The sequence below is a fragment of the Kitasatospora sp. NPDC033851 genome, from assembly GCF_055576085.1.
In genome coordinates, this window is record NZ_JBVIRL010000003.1 from 507985 (window position 1) to 527577 (window position 19593).

At 73.3% G+C, this 19593-nt stretch carries 13 protein-coding genes; 4 read left to right on the top strand and 9 right to left on the bottom strand.

All coding sequences use genetic code 11. The annotated features are described in order from the left end of the window. Positions 1–2: 2 nt before the first annotated feature. The 6 genes from ACZ51D_RS09155 to ACZ51D_RS09180 all read right to left on the bottom strand — a co-directional run bounded on the left by ACZ51D_RS09155 (position 3) and on the right by ACZ51D_RS09180 (position 10361). Positions 3–353, bottom strand: a complete 351-nt coding sequence (locus tag ACZ51D_RS09155; protein WP_465615779.1) for a YciI family protein — start codon at positions 351–353, stop codon at positions 3–5. 25 nt (positions 354–378) lie between these two features. Then, positions 379–3345 carry an NHLP bacteriocin export ABC transporter permease/ATPase subunit gene (locus tag ACZ51D_RS09160; protein WP_465661730.1) on the bottom strand — a complete coding sequence of 989 codons (2967 nt, stop codon included), beginning with the start codon at positions 3343–3345 and terminating at the stop codon, positions 379–381. A gap of 64 nt (positions 3346–3409) precedes the next feature. Further along, entirely contained in the window at positions 3410–5692 is a 2283-nt protein-coding gene (locus ACZ51D_RS09165) for an NHLP family bacteriocin export ABC transporter peptidase/permease/ATPase subunit (protein ID WP_360505920.1), read from the bottom strand. A gap of 11 nt (positions 5693–5703) precedes the next feature. Further along, complete coding sequence (locus tag ACZ51D_RS09170) at positions 5704–6516, bottom strand: biotin/lipoyl-containing protein (protein WP_360505917.1); 813 nt, start codon at positions 6514–6516, stop codon at positions 5704–5706. Then, complete coding sequence (locus ACZ51D_RS09175; RefSeq protein WP_465615784.1) at positions 6513–8063, bottom strand: SagB family peptide dehydrogenase; 1551 nt, start codon at positions 8061–8063, stop codon at positions 6513–6515. The genes ACZ51D_RS09170 and ACZ51D_RS09175 overlap by 4 nt, the downstream gene beginning before the upstream one ends. A 21-nt stretch (positions 8064–8084) precedes the next feature. Next, positions 8085–10361, bottom strand: a complete 2277-nt coding sequence (locus tag ACZ51D_RS09180) for a TOMM precursor leader peptide-binding protein (RefSeq protein WP_465661732.1) — start codon at positions 10359–10361, stop codon at positions 8085–8087. A 225-nt stretch (positions 10362–10586) separates the two neighbouring features. Here ACZ51D_RS09180 and ACZ51D_RS09185 point away from each other — a divergent pair, with 225 nt between their 5' ends. After that, entirely contained in the window at positions 10587–13097 is a 2511-nt protein-coding gene (locus ACZ51D_RS09185; RefSeq protein ID WP_465661734.1) for an ATP-binding protein, read from the top strand. 220 nt (positions 13098–13317) lie between these two features. Here ACZ51D_RS09185 and ACZ51D_RS09190 read toward each other — a convergent pair whose 3' ends face one another. The 3 genes from ACZ51D_RS09190 to ACZ51D_RS09200 all read right to left on the bottom strand — a co-directional run bounded on the left by ACZ51D_RS09190 (position 13318) and on the right by ACZ51D_RS09200 (position 15370). Next, complete coding sequence (locus ACZ51D_RS09190; RefSeq protein WP_465661736.1) at positions 13318–14037, bottom strand: VOC family protein; 720 nt, start codon at positions 14035–14037, stop codon at positions 13318–13320. Further along, entirely contained in the window at positions 13971–14840 is an 870-nt protein-coding gene (locus ACZ51D_RS09195) for a hypothetical protein (RefSeq protein ID WP_465615792.1), read from the bottom strand. Before ACZ51D_RS09195 ends, ACZ51D_RS09190 begins: the two co-directional genes overlap by 67 nt. A 302-nt stretch (positions 14841–15142) precedes the next feature. Continuing rightward, positions 15143–15370: a hypothetical protein gene (locus ACZ51D_RS09200; RefSeq protein ID WP_465661738.1), complete on the bottom strand. Its 228-nt coding sequence runs from the start codon at positions 15368–15370 to the stop codon at positions 15143–15145. A 368-nt stretch (positions 15371–15738) separates the two neighbouring features. Here ACZ51D_RS09200 and ACZ51D_RS09205 point away from each other — a divergent pair, with 368 nt between their 5' ends. The 3 genes from ACZ51D_RS09205 to ACZ51D_RS09215 all read left to right on the top strand — a co-directional run bounded on the left by ACZ51D_RS09205 (position 15739) and on the right by ACZ51D_RS09215 (position 19464). After that, complete coding sequence (locus ACZ51D_RS09205) at positions 15739–16725, top strand: LuxR C-terminal-related transcriptional regulator (RefSeq protein WP_465615796.1); 987 nt, start codon at positions 15739–15741, stop codon at positions 16723–16725. A gap of 361 nt (positions 16726–17086) precedes the next feature. Next, positions 17087–18844: an LCP family protein gene (locus ACZ51D_RS09210; RefSeq protein ID WP_360505894.1), complete on the top strand. Its 1758-nt coding sequence runs from the start codon at positions 17087–17089 to the stop codon at positions 18842–18844. Positions 18845–18960: 116 nt separating this feature from the next. Next, complete coding sequence (locus ACZ51D_RS09215) at positions 18961–19464, top strand: SRPBCC family protein (RefSeq protein WP_465615799.1); 504 nt, start codon at positions 18961–18963, stop codon at positions 19462–19464. The last annotated feature ends 129 nt before the right edge of the window (positions 19465–19593 follow it).

The window sequence follows — 19593 nt, forward strand, 5'->3', positions numbered from 1 at the left end:
CCTCAGTTCTCCGTTCCCACCGGCCGGTTGGTCCGCGGGGGTCCGTCGCAGCGACGGACCTCCACCCGGCCTGATTCGCTGACCGGCAGTTTCGCCGCCCAGCCGAGCGCCTCCTGGTCGGAGGGCACGTCGATCACCCAGAGGCCGCCGACCTCCGGTACGCCGTCCGCTGCCCGGGCCTCGCCTTCGGCGGCGGCGGGCCGGGCGAGCCGCGCGCCGTAGGAGATCCGTACGCCGGCTTCGGCGAGTTCCCGGCCGAAGGCGCGGTTGGCGGTGAACCGCGCCTCGCGTTCTTCGGGTGTCATCCGGTCCCAGTCCGTTTCCTGGCCGTAGACCAGCAGTGCGTACTCCATGCGTCCCCTCCCCGGGAAGAACGGCCTACATCTGGCGGCTGGCGAGTCGGGCGAACAGTCCGTCCCGGTCGGCCAGCAGTTCCTCGTACCGGCCCTGTTGGACGACCCGCCCCTGGTCCATGACGATGATCCGGTCGGCTTCGGCGACGGTGGAGAGCCGGTGGGCGATCACCACGCGCGTCGCGTTGAGCCGGCGGGTGGATTCGGTGACGAGGCGCTGGGTGGGGTTGTCGAGGGCACTGGTGGCCTCGTCGAAGAAGACGATGCGGGGCCGGGAGACGAGTGCGCGGGCGATCATGAGGCGTTGCCGCTGGCCGCCGCTGAGGGTGCTGGTGCCTTCGGAGAGCACGGTGTTCATGCCCATCGGGAGGGCGGCGATGTCCTTGTCGATGCCGGCCATTTCGGCGGCGGCCCAGGCGTCGTCGAGGGTGTGGTTGGTGGAGCCGACGATGTTGGCCTTGATGTCGCCGGCCAGTAGTGCGCCGTGCTGGAGCACGACGCCGCACTGTCGGCGGACCGCCGAGACCTCCAACTCGCCGAGGTCCTGGCCGTCGTAGAGGACGGTGCCGGCCTCGGGCCGTTCGAAGCCGAGGAGCAGTCGCAGGACGGTGGACTTGCCGCTGCCGGACGGGCCGACGACGGCGACGAACTCACCGGGTTCGATGGTGAGGGTGACGTCCTGCAGGGCGGGCGGGCCGTCCTGGCCGTAGCGGAAGGTGACGTGGCTGAGGCCGAGGCGTCCGGAGAGGTCGCCCGGGTCGGCCTTGGTGTCGTCGACCTCGGGCTTCTCCTCGAGGATCGGCCGCAGCCGCTCGAGCATCGGGACGACGCCCATCGCGGTGACCGCGGCCGAGGTGAACTGGAGGCTGGAGGCGATCAGCAGGTTGAAGGCGGTGAAGAAGGACAGGAAGACCGGGATCGGTACGCGGCCGTCCAGCGGGCCGGCGATCACGCCGAAGACGATGACCGAACAGACCAGCGGGAAGCCGGCGTTGAAGGTGGTGACGGCGTTCTGGACCCGGCGGGAGGAGGCGGCGAGGCCGCGTCCCTTGCCGAATTCGGCGGCCCACACCCCGAAGACCCGGTCCTCGGCTGCGGTGACCCGCAACTTGGGGATGGCGGTGAGCAGTTGGAAGACACGGGCGGACATGGTCTGCTCGTGCGCGTACAGCCGGCGCTGCCAGCGGACCTCGAACCGGCCGGCGGCCAGGGCGAAGCCGCCGCCGACGAGGACGAGCAGGGTGGCCAGCCCGGCCAGCCGCAGGTCGTAGAAGAAGACCAGCACCAGGTTGGCGAGCCCGGTGAGCAGCCCGAGGGTTGCCGTGGTCATCATCCCGGAGAGGGTTTCCTGGGCGGCGCTGACGCCGAGCACGGTGGTGCCGAGTTCGCCGGTGGAGTAGTTGGCGAAGAACGGCGCGGGCAGGGACAGCAGCCTGGTCCAGACGCCGACTTGCATCGCCGCGGTGGAGCGGCTTTCGATCCGCAGTACGGCGATGTTCTGGACGATGGACAGCGCGGCCACCGCCATCGCGGAGCCGATGACGACCAGCGCGCCTTCGGTGATCAGGTTGCGCTGGGCGTGGGCGACGAAGGTGCCGAGTACTTCGCCGGTCATCACCGGGACGAGCAGGCCGATCAGGGCGACGAGGGCGGCCATGCCGGTGAACATCCACAGGTCGCGCCGGTTGTTGCGCAGGCCGAACTTCAGCAGTCCGCCGACGGTCCGTACGGTGGCCGGGAGTGGCCGGTACAGCACGGTCGCCTTGTTCTGCAGTTCGGCGGCGACCTTCGGGGTCAGCGGGGTGACCTTGCCGCCCTCGGCGAGGACGTAGCCGTCGCCGAGGGGGAGCAGCGCGACGGGGGCGCCGGCCTTGCGGTAGCCGATCATCGCGCCGAGGTCGTGGTGCCACCAGCGGCCGTCCAGCCGGACGGAGCGGGTACGGACGCCGGAGGCCAGGGCGATCGCCTGCAGCCGGTCGAGCCGGCGGTCGTGCCCGTTGCCGGAGACCGGGGCGGTGACGGTGTAGCCCTCGTGGGCGGCGACCAGCCGGGCGGCGGCCAGGGTGGGATCGTCGCCGGTGGCGTCGCCGATCCGCAGCCGGGAGGCGGTGTCGCGCAGGATGGTCTCGAAGCCGCGCGCGGAGTCGGCGAGGGTGCCGGCGTCGCGTTCGCGGCGGGCGGCGATGAGTTCGGTCTCGCTGTCGCGGCGGGTCCCGATCCGGCGGTCGACGGCGTCGAGCAGTCGGCCGCAGTGGGTGGCGAGGCGTTCCCAGAGGCCGCCTTCGTCGAGGAGTTCGCGCGGGGAGCGGGCCCGGACGGTGGCCGGGCCGGTGGCGACCAGCCAGTCCTTCTCGGTGAGGCAGAGTTCGGCGCCCTCGGCGAGTTCGCCGGCCGCGCAGCCGGCCGCGCCTTCGGGCGCCTCGACGGCGCCTTCCTCGACCCGGACCCACTGCAGGCCGTCCACGGAGCGCAGCGCCTGGCCGCGCTTGAGGACGGTCGGTTCGGCCGGGTCGAGCGGGGTGAACTCGCGGGGCGGCAGGGTGTCGCGCAGCGCGCCGGCCAGTGCGGTGAGGCCGCGTGCGAGCCCGGCGAGGAACTGGTCGGCGGCCTGCTGCTGTTCGCCTGCGGGCAGGGCCCGGACGGCGGCGCCGGCCGCGGTGCCGCATTCGCGGCCGCGGGCGGAGAGGCCTTCGACCCAGGTGGTGGCGAGGAAGGAGAGTTCGGCGCCGAGCACCGGGCGGGCGACGATGCCGCGGCGCGGTCCGGCGGCCGCGCCGGGTACCAGGGTGCCTGCCTCGATCCGGCAGAGGAAGTGCCAACGGCCTTGTGGTGTGCCGGAGTCGAGGCTGACGGCGAACAGGTCGACGGCGCCGGAGCGGACCAGCAGCATCCGCCCGGGGTCGTCGAGCACGAGGTAGCGGTCGGTCAGCGGTTCGACGGGTTCGGCGGCTTCGGTGAAGAACGGCGAGAAGACCTCCAGGGCAGTGCTCATGCGGCCACCTCGCTTCGCTCGGCAGCCGCTGCCGCGAAGTCGCACCTTCTGATGGTTCGCTCGCTCACAGCTCGTCCTCCTCCTCGCGGCGCGCGGACTCGATGAGCGCGGTGTAGTGCCCGCCCAGCGCCAACAGCTCGTCGTGGGTGCCTCGTTCGACGATCTCGCCCTGGTTCAGCACGATGATCTCGTCGGCGTCGCGGACCGTGGAGAGCCGGTGCGCGATGATCAGGCAGGCGCAGCCGCGGCGGCGCAGGTTGTCCATGATCACCCGCTCGGTCTCCGGGTCGAGTGCGCTGGTGGCCTCGTCCAGGACCAGCAGGGTCGGCTCGGTGGCCAGGGCCCGGGCCAGTTCCAGGCGTTGGCGTTGGCCGCCGCTGAAGTTGCGGCCGCCTTCCAGGACCGGGCTGTGGATGCCGCCGGGCCTGGTCATCACGGTGTCGAAGACGGCGGCGTCGTGCAGGGCGGCGGTGACCGCCTCGTCGGGGACGTCGTCGTTCCACAGTGTGAGGTTGTCCCGGACGGTGCCCTCGAACAGCGAGATGTCCTGGTCGACGTAGGCCAGCGAGGAGGCCAGGACGGTCCGGGAGAGTTCCTCGCGGGGCCGCCCGTCGAGCAGGATCCGGCCCGACCACGGGGTGTAGAGGCCGGTCAGCAGCCGGCCGAGGGTGGACTTGCCGCTGCCGGAGCCGCCGACCACGGCGATCCGGCGGCCGGGGACCACGGTCAGGCTGAGGTCCTTGATGATCGGGTCGGAGAGCGGGCTGTAGCCGAAGCGGACGTTCTCGAACTCCAGGTTGCCGTCCAGCTTGGGCCCGGCGGGCGGCTCCGGCTTGGCGAAGGCGGCCGCGACCGGGTAGCGCTCGACGTCGTACAGCCGCTTGATGTCGGCGGTGACGTCCTGCAGCCGGCCGCCCAGGTTGGTGAGCTGGGTGACCGGGCGGCTGAGCGAGGAGAGCAGGGTCTGGAAGGAGACCAGGATGCCGACGCTCATCGCGCCGTCCACCACCCGCTGCCCGCCGACCAGCAGGATGAGCCCGCTGTTGAGGGCTGCCAGCATCGGCGGGACGACGGTGAGCACGGCGCTGGGGATGCCCAGCTTCTGCTTGGCGGTGACCACCTTGGCCAGGAAGCCGGCCCAGCGGCTGAACGCGTCCGGTTCGGCGCCGGTGGCCTTGACCGTCTCGATCAGCGAGAGGGTGGTGAAGGTGGTCGCGGTCAGGTTGCCGCGGTCGGTGCGCAGCGCGGCGACGGCGTCGGTGCGGGACCGGGCGACGGCCTGGAGGACGACGATGTTGAGCAGCGCCATGCCGACGCCGACGACGCCGAGCAGGATGTCGTAGCGGATCAGGATGGCCGCGTAGAACAGCACCAGGCCGAGGTTGATGACGGTCAGCGCGAGGTCGCGGGAGAGGATCTCGGCGACCACGTCGTTGCCGGACACCCGTTTGGCCACTTCGGCGGGGCGGCGCTGCAGGAAGAAGTCGACGGGCAGCCGCAGCAGGTGCCGGAAGAACCGGGCGGAGCTGACCAGCCCCATCCGGATCTCGATCCGCAGCAGGTAGTGCCGTTGGACGGAGGTCAGCACGAAGACGACCACGGCGGTGGCGGTCATGGCGGCCAGCAGCGGGAGGAGGTAGCCGCTCCCGCTGCCGGCCAGGACCCGGTCGATGAACACCCGGGTGTAGGCGGGGATCGCGATGCCGGGCAGCACCAGCAGCAGGCTGGCGAGCAGCACCAGCGGCATGGCGCGGCCGGTGGGCAGCCGGCGTTCCAGCAGGGCGCGGGTGATGCCGCCCTTGTCGCCGCCGGGTTCGAAGTCGGGGCCCTTCTCGAAGGAGAGCACGATTCCGGTGAAGCCGGAGTCGAACTCGTCCCACTCCATCAGGCGCGGGCCGCTGGCCGGGTCGTTGACCGCGACGACGGTGCGGCCGTACCGGGTGCGGATGCCCTCGACCACCATGAAGTGCTGGAAGGCCCAGAAGATGATCACCGGGCCGTCGAGGTCGCGGAGCTTCTCGGCCTCGGTCTGGTAGCCGCGCGCCTTGAGCCCGTACGTCCGGGCGGCGTTGAGCAGGGTGGAGGCGCGGGCGCCGTCGCGGGAGACGCCGCAGACGCCGCGCAGGTCCTCCAGCGGCACCCAGCGGCCGTGGTAGGCGAGGATCATGGCGAGGCTGGCGGCGCCGCACTCCACCGACTCCATCTGCAGGACGGTCGGTACGACGTGCCGCCAGCGCCGCGACGCGGCCGCCCGGGTGGGGCGGTCGCGGCGGCTCTTCCTCGGCTTCTTGCCCGGTGCGGGCTCCGGGGCGGTGGTCCGGGTGCTCTCCGGGATCGTGGCTGTCATCGGAGCCCCCCTCAGCGGCCGAGGATCAGGTTGAACGGCGTCTGCTGACCGACGTTGATCGTGGCGGTCACGGACACCTGGGTGCCGAGCGGGTTCGGCGGGCCGCTCTGCGAGGTCCAGGAGTAGCCGGTCGGGGTGTTCGGGTCGGGCATCAGGTCGACGACGACGAGTCGGGGCGCCTCCTTGCCCAGGTAGCGCTGGGCGGCGAGGTCGCCGCCGACCAGGCCGGACACGGCCTCCTTGGTGAGCGCGTACGGGCTGACCGAGCTGACGGTGCCGCGCAGCAGGCCGAAGGCGCCGGCCGGGCTGGTGGAGACGTTGAGGTCGACCTGGTCGCCGGGCTCCAGCCCGACGGTGCGGGCCGCGGGCACGAAGACCATCGCGACCATGCCCTCCTGCGGGTCCTCGATCCGTTCGACCGAGACGACCGGGGAGCCGGGGGTGACGACCTGCCCGTCGGTGACCGACAGGCCGACCACCCGCCCGCCGAACGGGCTGGTGATCTCCCGGCTGTGGCCCTCGGCGTCCTCGATCCGGGCCACCGACTGGCCCTGCTTGACCTGGTCGGAGGGCCGGGCCAGGACGGAGCGGACCATCCCGCCGAACGGGCTCTGGATCATCGCGGTGCCGTGCGGGCGGGTCAGCAGGCCGGGGGCGTCGACGGTGATCGGGATGTTCCCGGCGAAGGTCCACAGCAGCGCCGCGGCCATGGTGATCATCACGACGAACAGGGCGATCCAGCCCCGCGGCGCGGCGAGCAGCGTGGGCGAGTCCAGCTCGTCCGGCTCGCGCATCCGCTGAAGGGCCTTGAAACGGAACTTCATCGTCTGGCTTCTCTCCGTGGGACGCCGACGTCCTGGCGCAGCGTCGGGGGCCGGCTGCCGATCACGAGCTCACCGACGGTGCCCTCGGTGAAGTAGTCGATGCCGCTGGCCGCGGCGAAGTCGGCGGCGTCGCCGCCACCGAGGCCGCAGACCGCGAGGTCCATCGCGGTGCCGACCAGGTAGAGGGTCTGGTAGAGCGCGCCGACGTGCTTGAGGATCAGCGGGTAGGCGACCGTCTCGTACTTCCACATCACCCGGCCGAAGCGCGCGGTGACCAGCAGCACCACCTGCGGGTCGGCCTTCATCAGGCTCGACTTGCGGGCGCCGGCGACCAGTTGGGCGGTCGCCGCGTTGGGCTCGCTGACCAGCTCCAGCTCGTGCCGGTCGGTCGCGTAGTGCCACAGGCCCGGCGCGAGGCCGGCGCAGGAGGTGACCAGCGGGTACACCTCCAGCTCGTGCACCGCGCCGCCGCTCGGGTACGGCCGGTCGGCCAGTTCCTGGCCGTCGCCGCCGGTGAAGGTCTGCCGTCGGCGCATGGAGCGCCAGAGCAGTTCGCCGAGCCGCTCGACGGTGATCGGCGCCTGCTCGTCGTGGTCGCGCACCGAGCGGCGCTGTTCCAGCACCTCGGTGAACGGCCGGTCGGCCCGCGCGAGTTCGTCCGGGTCGGGGACGGGCAGGGCGACCTTCTCGCCGGGGAACGGCGCGGGCGAGGCCGGCTCCGGGGCGAACCGGTCGCCGAACCGGTAGGTGCCGCCGTACCCGGCGACCGTGGTGGGCCGGCGGGTGCGGGAGTGGAACGCGAGGTCGGCCGCCTGCCACTGGGCGAAGCGCTGCTCCTCGGCCTCCGGCTCGGCGCCGGGGGCCCCGTACGCCAGCAGGCCGGCCGCGGCGAACAGCCGCAGGGTCTGCCGGACGGCGTCCAGCGGCAGGCCGCCGGGCAGCTGGGCGAGGGCGGCGGGGCTGGTCCAGCCGGCCAGCGCGGCCAGCAGCCCGGCCGCCCGGGCGGTCAGCTGGACGGCCAGCGGGCTGCCCGGGGCGCGGACCAGCAGGGCGCCGTCCTCGGCCGAGGCGGAGGCGAAGCGGGACAGCTTGACCTGTCCGGTCGGGTCCGGCGTCGGCCCCGGCTCGGCGGCGCCGCGCCCGACGGGCCGCAGCCGGGCCAGCGGCTCGTCCGAGGCCTCGGAAGCCTCGGAGGCCTCGGTCACCAGGTGGACGGAGTGCTCCAGCAGCCCGGCGGTGCCGAGCCGGCGGCGGGTCAGCTGCCAGCGCAGCAGCCCGGCGTCGCCGTCCCGGGCCGCGACCAGGGCGGCCAGCTCCTCCTCGGTCTGCTCCCCGGCGGCCAGCGCGGCCACGGCCTCCAGGGCGCCGGGGGCGAGGTCGTTCAGGTTCAGCGCGCCGACGGGCGCGGTCAGCCGGACGGCGCGCGGGCCGAGCGGCGCGAACGCGCCGTCGGGGCGCAGCCGCAGCCGGCGCACCGTACGGGCGGTCGCGGGCAGGTGGATCTCGTCCACGGCGGTGGTCGGCGCGGTGGTCAGTGCGGTGGTCATGGTGTCAGCACCCGGCCGTTCCTAGAAGAAGACGTTCTTCGGGTTGAGCTGCTCCTCGGTGTGCGGCTGGGCCAGCCGGCCCTGGCGCACCGGCACGTCGTACAGCCGGCCGGGGGCGAGGCGGCGCCAGAAGTGGCGCATGCCGGGGGCGATCACCTTGACCACGCTCAGGTCGAGGTCGGGGCGGCTCTGGTCGAGCACGATCACCTCGACGCCGGCCTTGGCAGCGCGCTCGACGCAGTCCCGGACGTGCCCGGCCAGGTCGTCACCGACGAGCGGGGCGAAGTCGGCGAGGGTGCTGGCGGCCTGGTCGCGGGCGGGCAGCAGCCAGGGCTCGCTCGCGACGGTCGCGGTCTTGCACCACTCCAGGGTCTCCAGGTCGTCGGTGCGGTAGAGGGTGTTGCCCTCCTCGTCCCGGCGGTCGACGAACGGGAGGAACTGGTTGACCTCGGTGAGCGCGCGGATCGCGGCGATCCGCGGGTCCGGGTGGGCGCCGAAGCCGACCATGATGTCCTCGACCGCGTGCTTGCGCCGGGAGATGGCGGCGAACACCGGCACGCCGAGGTCGGAGGTGATGTCCAGGACCCACAGCTCGCGGTCGACCGAGGCGTAGAAGGCGCGCATGGTGTCCACGTACGGGTCGTTCAGCGAGTCGAGGTCGAACTCGGGCTGGGCGAGCCGGTTGTACCACCACAGCGCCACCGCGTCGCGCTCGACGACCTCGCAGAAGCCCTGGAGGATCGCCTCCTCCAGGGTGTTGCCGCTGGCGCAGCCGTTGGAGTCGCCGACGCAGTAGAAGTGCTGCTGCAGGTCGGGGTGGCCGTACCAGGCGTAGCCGGAGGGGACGAGGCGCTCGGCGTCGTGGGTGAGCGACCAGGCGCGGGTCCAGTCCAGTTCGACGTCGGTCGGGAACGGGTCGGGCACCAGGTGCAGCCGGTGGTTGGGGTCGGCGTTCCACGCGGCGCGGCCGGCGAACTGCTCCTCGGAGAACTGCAGCAGGGCGTCCATGTGGACGGCGACGGCCGGGTCGAGGTCGCGGTAGGCGGCGCGCACCACCGGCTCCTCGCCGCGCCAGACCGCCGAGTAGCGCTCGATCGCCTCGCAGATCGCGCTGACCTTGGCCTGGATCTCGGACCGGCCCTTGCCGCCGCTCTGGCCGCGCATGTTGCGGCGCAGGAGGTCCATGTTGTCGTTGACCATGGCGAAGTTGTGGCCGGCGGTGAAGCTGTAGGTGATGCCGTTGCCGGTGTCCTCGTGCGCGCCGAGCCGGGTGATCGCGCCCAGGTGCGGGCTGATGTGGTGCTTCAGCCGGTCGTAGGTGAACTGCGGGGCCTGCACCCGGTAGCCGCCGTCGGTGGTGTGCCGGGCGGGGCTGGGCTGCAGGACGACTTTGGGGCTGCGCTCGGTGAGCAGCGCCGGGTCGCCGCAGCTCGGGCACTGCGGCTGGCGGACCAGGGTGTGCTCGGTGGTCTGCAGGGTGTTGAGGTCGAGGCTGACCATCGTGCCGGCCAGCGCGGAGCAGCATTCGTCGGCCAGGGTGCGGGCGGTCTCGGCGGCCAGCAGCTGGGCGGCCATCGCCGGGCCGGCCGGGATCGCGGCGCGCAGCGGGTGCAGCGGCACGGTCTCGCCGCGCTTGCCGGCCAGGTAGCGCTCGACCTGGCGGTTGCCGCTGATCCGCTGGGCGAGGCAGGTCCAGCAGCCGGTCTCGCCGGGGCGCAGCAGCGGGCCGAGCCACGGGGCGGTGCCGGTGGGCTTGGCGAGCAGCCAAGGGCGGCCGTCGGCGAGGCGGGCGGTGTTCAGCCGCTCCAGCGCGCCGTCCAGGTAGTCGTCGGTGAGCGCGATCACCATGGTGTCGGGGCCGGCGGCGACGGCGTCGTCCTCGGTCACCGCCCGGGCCCGCAGGCCGGTCGCGGTCAGCGCGTCCACGACGGGCGCGGCGTCGGCGGCGCCGAGGGCCAGCACCAGCAGCTCGGTGGCCTGGGCGGCCTCCAGGGCGACGGCCGGGTCGACGCCCTGGGCGTCCCAGTAGGCGAGCACGTGGTCCGGCAGGTCGGGCCGGCCCTCGGCGAGGTGCCCGGCCGCCTCGTAGCGGCGCAGCGCGGTGAGCGCCTGGCCGAGCGGCACGGTGGTGCCGAGTTCCTGGAGGATCTCGGCGACGGTGCGCCGTCCGTCCAGGTAGGGCAGGAGGCGCACCGCGGCGGCCCCCGGTACGAGGTAGTCCTGACCCTCTCCGAGCAGGAAGACCTTTTCGCCCACCGTCTCGGTGAGGAAATGGGCCTTGAGCCGCGGACGCTCCATAAGTCATCCCCCTGTGTTCACAAGTTCCTTGCGGATATTCAACACGCCGTCAAAACAGCTGTACATACTGCATATTCGGTCGGCTGGTCGATATACGCATCGCGTGGAATTACGTATTCCGCGGCGCCGGTACGTAGTGCGGTACGTATTCGTCCGGTGCGTTGACAGTGGGGTGGGGCAGGGGATACTGCTGTGTCCGCGCGAGCGTGTCGACGGGGGGTTGCGATGCCGACTGGAGTTTTGCTGCACCGTGAACAGGAGCTGGCCGAGTTGGCCCGCGCGGTGGCCGGTGCCGGTGCCGGGAGGCCTGCGGTGGTGCTGGTCAGGGGTCCGCGGGGGATCGGCAAGAGTGCGTTGCTGCGGGCCGCGCTGGCCCGGATGCCGGGCGAGGCGGTGGTGCTGCGGGCCCGATGTCACGACAACGAGCGGGAGTTTCCGTACGGGGTGGTGCGCCAGCTCTTCGACCCCATCATGCGCATGTCAAGCATCTCCGCGCAAGACGGGGAATTCCCCGGCGGCGAATTCCTCGCCGAAGCGATCCCGGAGAGTTCCGAAACCCCCGGGAACGGGCGCGAAAGGGTCCTCAACAGCCTTTTCCACGCGGCCCGTTCGCTGACCTCCCGAACCCCCGTCGTGATGGCCGTGGACGATCTCCACCTGGCCGACGAGGAGTCCCGGCAGTGGTTCTCCTACCTCGCCCGCCGGCTCGACGGCCTGCCGGTCGCGCTGCTCGCCACCACCGCCGACGAGGCCGACGACCCACTGGCCGCCGAACTCGGCGCACTCGGCCACGCCCGGACCGTCACCCCCGGACCGCTCTGCGACAGCTGCGTGGCCGAGCGGGTCGCCGAGGAGTTCGACGCCCCGGTCGACCCCGAACTGGCCGCCGTCTGCCACAACCTCTCCCGGGGCAACCCGCTGGTGCTGGAAGAGCTCACCGCCCGGCTGGTCGCCGCCCGGATCTCACCCGGCTCGCCCGACCTCGACACCGTGCGCCGGATCGGCGCCGGCACCCTCGCCGACACCACACTCAGCTGGCTGCGGCAGAGCCACCCCCGCGCCGCCGAACTGCTCACCGGCCTCGCCGTCCTCGGCGCCGACGCCGACCTCGCCACCGCCGCCCTGCTGGCCGGCCAGGGCGAACTGCTCGCCGACGAGGCCCGCGAGGCACTGCGCCGCACCGACCTGATCGAGCCCGGACCGCCGGAGACCTTCCGGCACGAGCTGGTCCGCACCGCCGTGCTGGCCCGCACCGACCCGCGGGTCCTGGTCGCCCTGCACGAACGGGCCGCCGCCCTGCTGGTCCGGCTCGGGGCCCCGGCCGGCCGCACCGCCGAACACCTGATGTCCTCCGGCACCACCGGCCTCGACTGGGCCGTCCCGGTCCTGCGGACCGCCGCCCGCGAGGCCGCCGTCGACGGCCACTGGGACGACGCCGCCCGCTACCTGCAGCGCGCGCTCGCCGACACCACCGACCCGGACACGGTCCGCTCGCTCACCGGGCAGCTCGGCGCCGTCGAACTCCACCGGGACGTCTCCGCCGCCGCCCGCTGCGCCACCGGCCTGGCCGCCGTCGCCGACCCGGTCGAACGGGCCGAGCTGCTGCGGCCGTTCGCCGGCCCGGTCCTGGCACTCAGCTCCTCAGGCGCCGCGCCGGTCCCCTTCACCGAGGCCGCCCACGCCCTCGCCGCCACCACCGAACCGCCCGCCGACCTCCTGCTGCCGCTCGCCGCCCAGGCGCTGCTGACCGGCCGGCGCACCGCCCTGCGGCAGGCCGTCGCCGCGCTGCGCGCCGACGCCTCCGCGGCCGCCGCCCCCGACCTGCTGGGCGCCCAGGCCGCGGTGGCCGCCGCCGGCGGACTGCCCCGTACGGCGGTCCGGCTCGCGGCCCGCAGCGTGCGCGGGGTCTCGCCCGCCGAGGCCGGCGTCGAAGTGCTCGGCGCGGCGATGGCCTACGCCTGGACCGGCCGGCTGGACGAGGCCGCCGCCTGGGCCGGCCGGGCGGTCCGCTCCGCCCAGCGCTGGAACCACCGCGGCGAACTGGCCCTCGCCCTGCTGGCCCGCTCCGACATCGCCCACCGCCAGGGCCGGCTGGACGCCGCCCTGGCCGACGCCGAACACGCCGCCGAACTGGCCTGCCGGGTCCGGGCGGACGAACTCGCGGGCGCGGCCAGGGCACTGGTCGTCCGGGCCCGGCTGCGCCGGGGCCTGCCGGTGGACGGCGCGGACCTCGCCGCGGTCGACCTGTCGGCCGAGGCCCACCCGCTGCTGCGCGCGGTGGTGCTGGAGGCCCGCGGGCTGCTCGCCGCCCACCGTGGCGACCACCAGCAGGCGCTGCGGCTCTTCCTCGAGTGCGGCCACCAGCTGGCCGCCCGGGGGATCGCCAACCCGGCCTGCGTACCGTGGCGTTCGCACGCCGCACAGGCCTACCAGGCACTCGGCGAACCCGCCGCCGCCCGCACCATCGCCGCCGACCCGCTCCCCGGCGGCGACGCCCGCCCCCGTCCGGCCGAGGACCGCGGCCCCGCCATCGGCACCCGCGACGCCGGCCCGGTCCGGCTCACGCCGAGCGAACGCCGGGTCACCGAACTGGTCCTGCAGGGGCTGAGCAACCTGGAGGTCGCCGAACGCCTCTGCCTCAGCAAGCGCACCGTCGACACCCACCTGGGCCGGATCTACCGCAAGCTGGCCATCAAGGGGAGGCCCGAACTGGCCTCGGCCGTCAAGGCGCTGTGACGGCGGGGGCCGGTTCGGGCCCCGCCCGGCCCCGCCCCACGCCCGGACATGCCGACGGGCGGGGCCGCGGCCGTAAGCCGTGACCCCGCCCACTCGCTCCCCCCGGGTTCCCGCCCCCGTGCGGTCCCCCCGTTCCCGCCCCCCACGGGTCCCCCGTGACCCGGGCCGTGCCGGCCCCCGCGGCCTCGGCCCCCGTGCCGTCCCCCGCGGCCTCGGTCGGTCAGGCCCCGTCCGGCACCGCGACGACGCCGAACTCGGCGCCCCACGGATCGCGCAGCACCGGCGGCTCCTCGCGGCCCGGGCGGATCAGCCGGGCGCCCAGCTCCATCGCCTGGCGCACGGTGTCCGCCGGATCGGGGGAGCCGAGGTGGGGCAGCCACAGCGGGCGGCCCTGGTCGCTCTCCACCACCCGGGCCTGCCCGACCCCGTCGAGCTCGAACTCCCCGTCGGCGGTGAGCCGGTAGCCGAAGAGCGCGCCGTAGAAGGACTCGGCGGCGGCGGCGAGCGGCACCCGCAGCTCGTGGCCGCAGATCGCGCCGGCCTCGTCGGCGAGCACCACGCCCTCGGCGCGGCTGCCCTCCCAGAACCCGACCGCGACGCCCGCGGGGTCGACGGCGAGGAAGAGCCGTCCGTTCGCCCCGACCGGGACCGGCGGCATCACCACCCGGCCCCCGTGCCGCCCGACCTGCGCGCAGCTGTGGTTCGCGTCCTTGGTCGCCAGGTAGATGTTCCACACCGCGCCGGGCGGCAGCCCGGTCGGCGCGGCACCGAAGCCGCCGATGATCTCCCCGTCCAGCATGGCCAGTTGGTAGTCCGTCGACTCGGTGACGAACTCCCAGCCGAACAGCGCCGAGTAGAAGTCCCGGCTGCCGCTCAGATCGGGAGTGATGCAGTCAGCCCAGCACGGTGCACCGATGGCATAGCGGGTACGTCGAGGCACGACTCGTCCTTCTCGTTGGTCATTGCGTGGTCGATCAGGCCCGCCGCCTCCTCCGCTCCGCCCACACCGGGCAGGTGAAGGCAGTGGGTCGGCGCTTCGGCGAGCAGGCCGGCCGATCCGGCCGGCCAGGTCTGGGTCGTGAACTCCCATGGTGCCAGGCGTACTTCCTCGTCGGCGCTGCGACACAGCCGAACCAGTGCCGGCGGCGCCAGCCGGGCCCGTACCGGGACGACCGGGCCGAGGCACTCCGGGCGCACCAGCAGCACCTCACCGCCGATGGGCGAGGCGACCGTGCGCCACATCCCCTCCGGCAGTCCGGCGCCGCGCAGCCAGGCCGCGGCGGGTCCGCGCGCCTCCAGCGGGGCGAGGTAGGGCAGCACGTGGCCGCTGCGCCGGTCCAGCACCAGCAGCCGTCCGGAGACGAACTCCCAGGAGCGCTGCGCCAGCGCGGCGCCCACGTTGGCCTGCTCCGAGTACGGTCCGCCGAGCAGCGCGACGGTGGCGCCGCCCTTGGCCAGGACGACGGCCGGGGCCAGGCAGAACCGGTCCTGCAGCGCGGCGAACGGCGGCACGGCGGGCGGCACGTTGCCCCAGCCCCGGAAGGTGCGGCGCAGCAGGGGCGTGCCGTCGCTGCGGCGGACCAGGAAATCGACCGGGTCGCCCTTTCCGGGGGTGCCGGAGAATTCCACCCGCAGTTGGTCGGGGTCCTGGGAAATCCCGGTGAGGTGCGGGCCGAAATGGAACGAGATCTCGTCGCGGTCGGCCCGGACGAGGCCGACCTCGATGCCGAAGAAGTTCAGCACAATCGGTTCGATAACCGGCACTGTCGCTCCTGACGGGTTTGTTGCACATTCAATTTCTGATGGCACCCGGAGTTCGTCCCGGCCGCGACGGCCCAGGTGGGGCGTGCGGGGCCGGGGAGCACCTGTCGGCGGCGCTGCGGCCGGTGCGGACGGGTGGGGGGTGCGCGGTGTATGGGGGTCGGCGCCCGGCTCAGTGGCCGGGCGCGTCCGCCGGGAAGTCCTTCACCGTCCGGTCAGGCTGCCCGGCTGCCGGGGTGCGGTGAGGAGACGTCATGTGCGGGGCTCGTCGGCGGTGTTGCCGATCACTCCCAGCGCCAGTCTCCCGGCGTGTTGATGGCGGGCGCCTCGGCGAGCCGGGACATGTTGATCTCGTCGGCGAGGTGGCCCAGCACGGTGGCGGCCGGGAGGGTGACGCCCGTGCCGACGGTCGGTGCGTGGCCGGTCGCGGCCTGCGCGGACCCGGCCAGGACGCCACAGGCCAGGGCGATCGCGGCGGCGGTGGTGCAGGCGAACTTGCGACAGGAAAGCATGGATTCCCCCTGGACGAGCGATGTTTCGGAAGCGGATGCCGGGCATTTCCGCGGCTGCGGCGGTCGACCGCCGGTGAGGGCGGTCCGCGGTCATTGGCGGGCCCGGCCGGGGAGCTCGCCGCTCCCCGACAACCGAAAGTCTGCTGCACGCCGAGGGGCACCGGAAGGTGTTCGGGACGGCAGGAAGATCGCCCTGGCACGATGGTGCCATTACCCTTCCATTACCTTGTCCCGATCCGGCCGATCCGGGGGGCGGAACGGGGGGCGTCGGACGGTTGTCCCGGTCCGTTCGCCCTGGCATGATCAGGCGGCAACTCGTCCGGTCGAAGTTGCCGGTCGAGGGGACGGACTGCGGGGGTGGTGCGCCGATGTTGGACGGGATCGACGACGCGGCACAGGCGGTCTACCGGTTAATGCTGACCGATCATCACCTGGATGCCAAGGGCCTCGCCGAGGAGCTCGGCCTGACCGAGGGGCGGGTCCGCGGCGCGCTCGACCAGCTCGCCGACCTCCGCCTGCTCCGACCGTCCGAGGAACTCCCGGGCGAGCTCCCGGGCGGCCTGCGGCCGGTCGACCCGAGGGTCGGGCTGCCCGCCCTGCTGCGCCACTACGAGTCCGTCCAGCAGCGTGCCCAGCAGGAGTTCGAGCGGCGCCAGGCGGCGATCACCACCCTGCTCGCCGAGTACCGGGACGAGTCGGCGCGGGAGGACAGCCAGCTGGAGCGGCTGATCGGGCTCGCCACGGTGCAGGCCCGACTGGACGAGCTGGTCCGCTCGGTCTCCAACGAACTGCTCACCTTCAACCCCGGCGGGGCCCAGTCCGCCGCCTCGCTCCAGGCCAGCCGCCCGGGCAACGAGGAACTGCTCGCCCGCGGCGTGGCGATGCGGACGGTCTACCTGGACAGCGTCCGCAAGGACCGGGCCACCGTCCAGCACGCCGAGTGGCTGACCGGACTGGGCTGCGAGGTGCGGACGGTGCCCGCGCTCCCGCTACGGATGATGGTCATCGACCGGCGGGTGGCCCTCGTCCCGATCGACCCGGCCAACACCCGCAAGGGCGCGGTGCAGATCTCCTCGCCCGGCGTGATCACCGCCCTCCTCTCGCTGTTCGAGCAGACCTGGGCCGACGCGACCCCCTTCGGGGCCCCGCGCGAGCGCGACGCCCAGGGCCTGACCCGCCAGGAACAGGAGCTGCTCCGCCTGCTCGGCCAGGGCTACACCGACGAGGCGGCCGGCAAGCACCTCGGTGTCTCCCTGCGCACGGTGCGCCGGATGATGGCCGACCTCATGGACCGGCTCGGCGCCCGTAGCCGCTTCGAGGCCGGCCTCCTGGCCGGGCGCCGAGGTTGGCTCTGAGCCTTGTGCGGGGCATGCCTCAGGGCATGTCCCGGGGCATGTCCCGGGACATGCCCCAGGGCCTGCTGCGGAGCCCGTCGCAGCGCCCGTCCGCACCCCGGGCAGGGAGCGCCGGAGTGGCGTAAGTCACGTCGGAATCGGGCGGTTTCGGGTGTTCTGCCTGGTGGTTGCCCGGGTGTCGGCGGGTTTGCCCGCCGACCGGGGGTCCGTGACCGTGTCGCACCTAAATATGATCGGAAGCCACGATCGTCGGTTGATGCCGACGGTCGTATGTGCAACCTGGGAACGGTTCGGGCCGTCTCTCTGTGTGCGGTGCGCCAGATCGTCCGGGGCGTCGCTTCCGTCGGTGAAAGGTACGCGCATGTCAGGTCAGTGGGGCGAGGGCCCGGCTCGGGGCGAGGACGCGCCCGGTGCCCTCACGGCGGAGGGCACCGAGAGCGGTGACGCCGTGCCGTCCCCGCGGTCCGGCGGACGGGCCGAGGCCCGCCGTGCCGCTGCCCAGGGCAAGGGCGGCCGCGGCGGCGGCAACGCGGACTCCGGGGCCGGCGGCCGGGCGGCGGCGCGCAAGAACGCCAAGCCGAAGAAGAACGTGAAGAAGATCGTCGCCTGGTCGGCGGCCGGTGTGCTGGTGCTGATCGCCGGCGCGGGCGGTGCGATCTACTTCAAGCTGAACGCCAACATCAAGTCCTTCGACGCCGACGCGATAGCGACCGACCGGCCGCCCGAGGCCAAGGCCGACGCGGACGGCAACAAGCCGGTCAACATCCTGCTGATCGGCTCGGACAGCCGCGGCAACGGGAACAACGACCTCGGCGGCGGCGAGGACGGCGGCGCCCGCTCGGACACCACGATCCTGCTGCACGTCTACGCCGACCACAAGCACGCCGTGGGCATCTCGATCCCGCGCAACACGATTGTCCAGCTGCCGTCCTGCAAGCTGCCCAACGGCAAATGGAGCAAGGGCGGCAACAACGACCTGTTCAACGCCGCCTTCTCGACCGGCGGCACTGACGCCGGAAACCCGGCCTGCACCCAGAACACCGTGGAGAAGGTGACCGGCATCCGGGTCGACCACACCCTCGTGGTCGACTTCAACGGCTTCTCCTCGATGACCAAGGCCGTCGGCGGCGTGGACGTCTGCCTGCCGGAGCCGATCTACGAGGGGGACATCAACCCCAACCTGCACAAGAAGGGCGCGCTCGTCCTCCCGCAGGGCAAGCAGACCGTGGACGGCCAGAAGGCGCTCGACTACGTGCGCCTGCGCCACGGCATCGGCGACGGCTCGGACATCGGTCGGATGAAGCGCCAGCAGGCCTTCATGAGCTCCCTCATCAGCAAGATCAAGAAGGAGGGGATGGGCCCCACCACCCTCCTGCCGCTCGCCGACGCCGCCACCAAGTCGCTGACCGTCGACCCGGGCCTGGACTCCGCCGACAAGCTGCTCTCCTTCGGCCTGTCGCTGAAGAACATCGACCTGCACGACCTCAAGTTCGTGACGGCGCCCTGGCGTTACCGCACCCAGGACGCCAACATCGACCTCATCCAGCCGGACGCCAACAAGCTCTGGGAGACCCTCAAGGCCGACCAGACCATCGACGGCCAGAACGCCACCGGCCAGCAGCCGGACGGGGCCGGCAGCGGCACCAGCCCGGCTCCGCAGCAGCCCTCGCCCACCACCCCGCCCGCCCCGGTCGGGGACGCCTCCAACGCCGCGATCAAGGTGGCGGTCTACAACGGGACCGTCGTCAACGGCCTGGCCGGCAAGGGCACCGAGCAGCTGAAGGCCGCCAAGTTCACCGCCACCACGGGGGGCCAGGCGGCGAGCACCAAGTACAAGACCACCACGATCGAGTACGGCTCCGGGCAGAAGGCGAACGCCGAGAAGATCGCCGCGCTGTTCCCCGGCGCCGAGCTCTCCTCCGGCAGCTCGCGGGGCATCTCGGTGATCGTCGGCCAGGACTTCGCGTCGGCCGTCGGCCTCGGCGTCCCCTCCGCCGCGGCCGGCGGCGCCCCGGGCGCCTCGACCCCGCCGCAGCCGCTGCCCACCACCGTCACCAACGACGCCCGCTCGGCGGACGACGACATCTGCGCCAACACCACCTACGGCAGCGGCGGCTGACCGCAGCCACCGGACAGCGGGGACGACCCCCGGGCCGGCGCCCTCCGGGGCGCGTGGGCCCGGGGGTCGTGCCATGGTGGCCGTAGGCCTGTCCGAGGTCCCGAAAGGCGGACCCCATGCCCGAGATCGCCCTGCAGCTCGACATCGCCGCGCCCCGGACCGTCGTCCTCGCCGCACTCACCACGCACGACGGGCTGACCGCCTGGTGGACCACCGCCGTGGACCGGGAGGACGACATCCTGCTGTTCGACTTCCCCGAGGTCCCCGAGCCGTTCCGGCTCCGCGTGGAACGGGCCGACCAGGACCGGGTGGTGTGGACGAACGCCGGAGCCTTCCCGCCGCACTGGGCCGGCACCTGGATCAGCTGGGACCTCGCCGAGCAGCCCGAGCAGCCTCAGCACCCCGGACACCCCGGACACCCCGGACAGCCCGAGCAGCCCGGAGCGCCCGACCGCACCCGGCTGCTGTTCCGGCACGGCGGCTGGCAGCCGGGCAGCGAGGAAGGCGTCCCGGCGGTGGCCGGCACCTGGGCCGAACTGCTGGTCCGGCTCAAGGACTACGCGCAGAGCGGCAAGGTGCAGCCGTACTTCGTCACGGCCCGGCGCCACGACGCTCCGTAACCTGCCGCAGGTCGCCCGCCGGGGCGCCGTCCGGTGGCGGGATCGCGGCGCCGGGCCGATGGTGGCGGTGGGGCGCCGTCGCACCGGCCCCGTTCCCGCGACCACCGCCCCCCCTGTTTCCCCCCTGTT

Coding starts and splice junctions, on each gene's coding strand:
- ACZ51D_RS09205 (WP_465615796.1), top strand. CDS start 15,739: ATGTTGGACGGGATCGACGACGCGGCACAGGCGGTCTACCGGTTAATG.
- ACZ51D_RS09180 (WP_465661732.1), bottom strand. CDS start 10,361: ATGGAGCGTCCGCGGCTCAAGGCCCATTTCCTCACCGAGACGGTGGGC.
- ACZ51D_RS09160 (WP_465661730.1), bottom strand. CDS start 3,345: ATGAGCACTGCCCTGGAGGTCTTCTCGCCGTTCTTCACCGAAGCCGCC.
- ACZ51D_RS09170 (WP_360505917.1), bottom strand. CDS start 6,516: ATGAAGTTCCGTTTCAAGGCCCTTCAGCGGATGCGCGAGCCGGACGAG.
- ACZ51D_RS09175 (WP_465615784.1), bottom strand. CDS start 8,063: ATGACCACCGCACTGACCACCGCGCCGACCACCGCCGTGGACGAGATC.
- ACZ51D_RS09210 (WP_360505894.1), top strand. CDS start 17,087: ATGTCAGGTCAGTGGGGCGAGGGCCCGGCTCGGGGCGAGGACGCGCCC.
- ACZ51D_RS09215 (WP_465615799.1), top strand. CDS start 18,961: ATGCCCGAGATCGCCCTGCAGCTCGACATCGCCGCGCCCCGGACCGTC.
- ACZ51D_RS09200 (WP_465661738.1), bottom strand. CDS start 15,370: ATGCTTTCCTGTCGCAAGTTCGCCTGCACCACCGCCGCCGCGATCGCC.
- ACZ51D_RS09165 (WP_360505920.1), bottom strand. CDS start 5,692: ATGACAGCCACGATCCCGGAGAGCACCCGGACCACCGCCCCGGAGCCC.
- ACZ51D_RS09185 (WP_465661734.1), top strand. CDS start 10,587: ATGCCGACTGGAGTTTTGCTGCACCGTGAACAGGAGCTGGCCGAGTTG.
- ACZ51D_RS09155 (WP_465615779.1), bottom strand. CDS start 353: ATGGAGTACGCACTGCTGGTCTACGGCCAGGAAACGGACTGGGACCGG.